The sequence below is a fragment of the Helicobacter valdiviensis genome, assembly GCF_003245365.1.
Taxonomy (GTDB): domain Bacteria; phylum Campylobacterota; class Campylobacteria; order Campylobacterales; family Helicobacteraceae; genus Helicobacter_D; species Helicobacter_D valdiviensis.
Map to the genome: position 1 here is coordinate 1 of NZ_NBIU01000050.1, position 6,151 is coordinate 6,151.

Sequence of the window (6,151 nt, forward strand, 5' to 3'; positions counted from 1 at the left end):
CTAAAAGAGTGGATCTCTCTCCTGTATAAAAGTTAGGATCTAAATATATTGGTTTATAATCTTTGTAGGGAGAGTTTTCCATAATATTCCAAGCTTCAAAAAGGGCTTTGGAGTGTTGTTTTGTATATTTACCTCTACCTTCAATAGTGGTAAATAAGATTCTATTAGTACCTTTTTCCACATTTAATATTGAACCATCTGGTGTATAAATCTCATAAGTTTCTTTATTATCACTCATTCTTTATCCTTTCTTTAGATTTAGCCTATATGCAAGCCATTTTTTATAATGATAGTAGTGGCTAGTCTACCTACAAATTTAGGGCGTTTTTCTTTTTCGTCTTTGCTTTGCTTCACTTCTTTTTTGGTTTGCTTGTCTTTTTTTATTTTTTTCTCTTCTTCTGCTGTATTTAAATTATCCCCCACTCCCACATACAAAGCCTTAATATTATTTTGCCCTATAATGTCTAGATTTTTTAAAAAATTTCTATGTTTTAGAGGATCTTGTCTATTATCTGTTGCTTTAGTATTAAAGATACCTTTACGAACATCCTCTAAATAATCCATACATTTATGGTAAGCATCTATGGCTTCTAATCCCTCTGACTCTTTGTCTTTATATTCTTGGTATAAAGCTTTTTTTGCTTCATCATTATGGTTTTTTAAATCTTCCTTGCAAATTAATTTTAATAACCTTGATTCAGGGGGAGTTTTCTTATAGATATCGGTAGTAAAAAATTCTAAATCCCCTATTTTTTTGGTTAAATCCCCATTTGTAGATCTTAATTCATCTAAACATAAATAAGCAAAAAGCTTATTTACAAGATATGTTCTAACATTTTCTTGCACCATTTCTCTTTGCAAGAAAAATAATGCTTCTTTTTCTCCTAAGCCTCCTGTGTGTAATCTAGAACCTACAATCAAATTCACAAAATTAGAAGAAATAAAGGTGTTATAAATTAACATAGGATAGGTAATGCTTCCTTTATCTTCTTGGCTTGGTGTTCGTTCTATGGCATAGGGTTGGTTGTATTTATAAGAGAATTTTAAAAAAAGCAATCTTTCATATTCTGTTTTGGTTTTTTCATAGTGGGTTACCCAAAGTTGATCAATTAAATTTACTATGATGGCTTGGGGTAATGCTTTTAAAACATCTTTGTTAGTTTCCATTAAGGCTTTAATGAGGAATTGTGATTTTATTTTAAATCTTTCTAGTTTTGTGCCTTCTAGTGTCTTTAATCCTTCTAAAGAGGGATGAGCCATGATTAAAACCTGCCATCCTCTTTTGTTTTGTCTCTCCATAATAAGAGAACATAAAGCTTTCTTGGCAAGCTTCTTTTTTCTTATTTTAAGTCTTTCTTTAGTGGAATAGGTTTGTGAGACTTTAATATCATATTTCCAAGCCACATAAGGCAAATACATATAGCCTGCTAAGGTATAAAGAGCTTCTTGAATTCCTTTATCACAATATTCCTTCATTGCTTTAACAAGAAGCACACCAAGCTTAGCAGAATCTCCTAACGCACCTATTAGAGGGAAAAACTCATCTATAAAAGTTTCTCCTATCACTTCTAAAGTTTTTTCATAATCGTATTTTGGGGGTTGCCTTCCTAAGTCTTCAAAGAGTTTTTCAATCTCTTCTTTTATGCTCTTTTGGTTTTTTAATTCTTCTTCTAGTTTGCTTTCTATTTCTTGTAGGTTTTTTAATTCTGCTAAATCTTGCTTATCGTTTTTGTTTAGTATATCTATGTCTTTTTCTAATTCTGTTTTATTTAAAGGTTTTGGAATTTCTTCTTTGGTGTCTATAATATTAAATTGTTCTAATTCATCTCCTAAATATTCTTTAAAAATATCTACTCCGCCCTTATTGATATCTTCTTCCATAAGTTCTACAAATTCTTCTATACAAAATATGCTTTTTTGTTCTTCGTTTGTAAAAAATTGTATAGAAGATTTAAGAAGTTCTTGCTTTCTCTTTTTTGAAAAGCATAAACGCATGCTTTTATTCTCTTCTAGAGACAACCAAACATTCATGGGTAAAACTTTAAGTTCTTCTTGGTTTTCTATTTTAAAAGTTTCATAACTTGTTATTTCCCACCAACTTTTATCCTTTATTGATACAGAAATATAGAAGTTTCTTAAGACATAAAATGTCAAAGCCAACAAGAATACTTCAAAAATATTATAATGAAATTTTCTTATATGAGAATTTCCAAAAGTCTCATCTGTTGTGATTAAAGAGTTAATATATTCTTGTATGCAACTAATCCCCTCCTTAAAATACTGCTTTTCTTTTTCTAAAATCATTTGTTTGTTATCTGGTTGTATAAATTGCTGTTGGATATAGTAATAATTTAATATCTTTTCCACATTACTTATATTGCTTTTAAAATCTAAATATTTTTGCATATTTTCATCTTTAGTATCATTTTGAAGTTCTTTGTATTGCTCTTTAGTTTCTCTAAACTCTTCATATTCTGCATAATCTATACGCACAAATGGACTTAAAGATAATACAAATGCAGCTTTATTCTCTTCTGCTTTTTGGTTAATGGCAATCTTGTATCGGCTATAGTTTATAGTTGTTTCATAATCTTTTGGAGCTTGGGATAAAATCTCATTATTTACTTCATTTTTTATAGTATCAGGATAATAAATTTCATTACCCAAAATATTTTCTATAAGTTTTTGGTTTAAACCTGCATTATATTTTCTTGGTGTATTGGTAATTAAAAGATAATTTTGTGCATTATAAGATTCGTTATTTTTTTCTTGCAATTCATTGTTATCCTTAATGATTTTGGCTAATTTTATAGAATTAAAAAAAGGGCTTTCTATAAACGCTAATCTATTATTATCCATGCTCATTTGCTCTTTTAAAACCTCTTCTATATGATTTTTCCCAAAAACCATTATGCTATCTTTTTGCATATTATCTAAAGTGCCATACTTTAAATCATCTAAACTTTTTTCTTCGCTAAAAATTTTTGTGTCTGCTTTAAAGCATATGGCTAATTCTTGCTTCACATTAGCCTTAGAAGCAAAATGTCTTGTATCTATCCCTGAAAATTCAATACAAATCCTATCATCTATAATAAGTGTATGATGAAAAATCCTATTATCCACAAGTAAAATCATAGGAGCTATATCATCTATTAAAAGCTTAATAAGATTTTTATATATAGCATAGTTATATTTATTGTTATACCATTCTAAAAGTTTTAAAAATGTCTTCCCTCCTTCAAATAACAATTCTGCACCGCTTATAAAAATATTAGCCTTACTGATAACTTTTTTAATATCAAAAATATTTACAAGATTTAAAAATAATATAAGTATTTCTCTGTATATTTGGCTATTGCCTTCTTTATTAATTTTACTAATATCTTCTAAAAGATTTTTAAAGCTTTTTTCAATACTTTCTTTTAAATCTTTTTCTTCAAAGATTTGTGACTCTTTTATTGAAGAAATTTGCTCCATTAGCGGATTTTTTAATTTTTCAATAATACATTTTTTTAAAAACTCTTCTCCTTTGTCCTCTTTATCTAAAATTTCATCTATGGCTTTAGTGATACTTTTTGCTTCTGGATTTAAATATTCCACAAAATCATATAAAATTTTAGAAGTGTTACTTTGTTTTAAAAAAACTTGTATATATTCTTTATTATTTTCTTGGGTTGCATTTTGAGCTAGCTCTACCCTATTCCATTTTTTATCTAAATAAAATGTCTTAGGTTTATTAATATCCTTTTCATCAAAATGGCAATAATCATAGATTTGTATTTTTGTTTGTGGAGAAATTAGAGTGCATAAATGTCCTTTTAGCCATTCTTCAAAGACAAATTCCTTAATTTTACAATCTTCATCAAAATAGAATGCAATCAATCTATCTGCATATCCCCAATCTATAAAATTATTAGAATAAAGTCTAATGCTTTCAGCTTCCTTACAATGCTCTTCTATTTCGCATCTAAGTTCATGTATATCATAGATATATTTTAAGCTTACTTGCCCCATCGCCTATCCTTAAGATACTTTAAAACTTTTAGTAACTTACCCATTAACCCCTCCAATCCATCTAATCACATTACCTTTATTATCAATCTCTACTTCTAAATCTTTGTATTTATTATAAAATTTAGGAGCTAAGACTTCATTAAAATATTTTGTGCCTTTTTGAGTTCTTGCTACCCATATATTATACTCGCTCCAATATTTTGGTGTATCCCAAGAGGTAGGAGAATACATTGTGCTATAAATTATTTCTCCTTCTTTAAGTTTAGGCAGGGTTTTTTCTGTGTATTCTTGATCTTTATAGATTAAAATATCATCTTCATCAGATTTTAAAAATGCGTTAGTATAAAAGAAATTATCTCTAAAATATATCCAAGCTTGATATTTATCTTCTTTATAATAAGATAAGTTTGTGGGATAATCTATTTTATCCCTATCATCATTATCATAGTAAGAACCAAAGTCTATATAACCTGCTAAGAAAAGTTGTCCCAAGATATTTATATATTCGCTTATATAAGTAGATTTGGGCGTGTTTAAAGAAAAAAAGTTACTATCAGTATCTGCATTTAACAATATTAAATTATTGCATTCCCATCTTGATATACCCATACTTTTTCCACAAATGAATAAAATATAATATTCAAACAACTCTAAGATATCCACTTTTGTTATTAGGTTAGATGATAGGATTAAAGCAGGATTATTGTAAGCATTTTCTTTTAATTGTGTTTTCTTCCATAAGCTATAATCTATATCAGGAAAAAATATAGCACATTTTTCTTCTTCATTCCATTTGATGTATTTATACTTCATTATTTGCCTATATGTATTGTCCTAAGATTTTCTCTAGGGTTTTGCGAGTTTATTTCTATTGTCTCTCCTCCACTTTTTGAAGCTTGTTTATATTGCACAATTACTCCATCATCTAATTCTTGCCTATAAATAGGTTGATTGTAAAGTTTGTCAGTTTTATTGTTTAATTTTGTAGAATTCTTAGTTATTTTTTTTCACAACTTATTTAATTCTTTCTTATCTTTAACTATTTTTCTACGAAAATCTCTAACATTTGATGGTAATGCATCTACTATTTGCAATACTTCATCTCTTGTCAATGATTTGGCTCTAAAAAATTTGGCTACTTTAGAGGTGCTTTGCAATGCCTTAAAGCCACCAAAAAACATATAGCTAACATCTATTAAAGGTTCTTCTTTGGGTAAAATAGGAAATATTATCTCAATAAACTCTCCACTGCCATCTTGTGTTTCTATTCTTATAACATTATCAGGGATAGTTTCTTGTGTGCTATCAACATTTTTATCACTAGTATATATGGTGCTTGCATGATTAGAGTTTATATCTTGATTTGCAACTATGTCTTTATTATCTATCCCATAATAATTCTTAGTATAAATATTAAAAGAACATACATCTTCACTTTCTAACCACTCATCTAATCCTCTAGCAATTTCAAAATTAACCTTTTGCATTTTACTTGGGGATAAAAATATCCTATTGTGGATAATTTCTCCATTTTCTTTATAATCCTCATCATATTCGTGTAATTGCTTAAAATATCCTGCTCCTAGCTCTTTATTATCAAAGCTCTTATAAGCATCTTTATAAATTTTGGGAATATTTTTAGGAATAATAAAGATTAAGTTTAGCCTATGCACTCCTAATCCCATTTTTACTTCTTTAAATTCATATTCTTTTATAAAGGTTTGTTTTAGAGTATTTAAAAGAGTGGCATTGCTTACATCTAAAAAATCATCAAGCTTAATAGATTCAATTCCAAAATCGTTTTTATAGATTTTATCATTTACTTTAAGATTTGTAATCAAAAGATTATCTTTTTGATATTTATGCTCTTTATAATGAAGTCTTAATATAGGCTCTTTTAACTCTGCTATAGTTTTGCTTTGCTCCCCTAACCCCCTATCTATATCAAAGCTATGATCAAATTTAAACTTAGTAGGAGTAAAGCTAACTTTTAGAGGAACTCCTTTATCTGTTAGAGAACCACTAATAAGCTCTTGTAAGATTACAAATTCTCCATTGACTTTCTTTTGGGATAAAGAACCCTTTACACTTACTACTTTAGTGCAAGGATAGCTTACACCTGCTATGGTATTAGGAC

General features: G+C 28.1%; 2 protein-coding genes and 2 pseudogenes. All 4 read right to left on the reverse strand.

Annotated elements, in window-relative coordinates; all coding sequences use genetic code 11:
- Positions 1-238: pseudogene (locus B6S12_RS09940) on the reverse strand (hypothetical protein); the annotation flags it as partial.
- Positions 239-258: 20 nt separating this feature from the next.
- Positions 259-4,014, reverse strand: coding sequence for a hypothetical protein (locus tag B6S12_RS09945; RefSeq protein ID WP_111230629.1), 3,756 nt, complete (start codon positions 4,012-4,014; stop codon positions 259-261).
- Between the two features lie 36 nt (positions 4,015-4,050).
- A complete protein-coding gene (locus tag B6S12_RS09950; RefSeq protein ID WP_111230630.1) occupies positions 4,051-4,827 on the reverse strand; it encodes a hypothetical protein in 777 nt (258 codons plus the stop codon).
- 410 nt (positions 4,828-5,237) lie between these two features.
- A pseudogene (locus tag B6S12_RS11180) lies at positions 5,238-6,151 on the reverse strand (hypothetical protein); the annotation flags it as partial.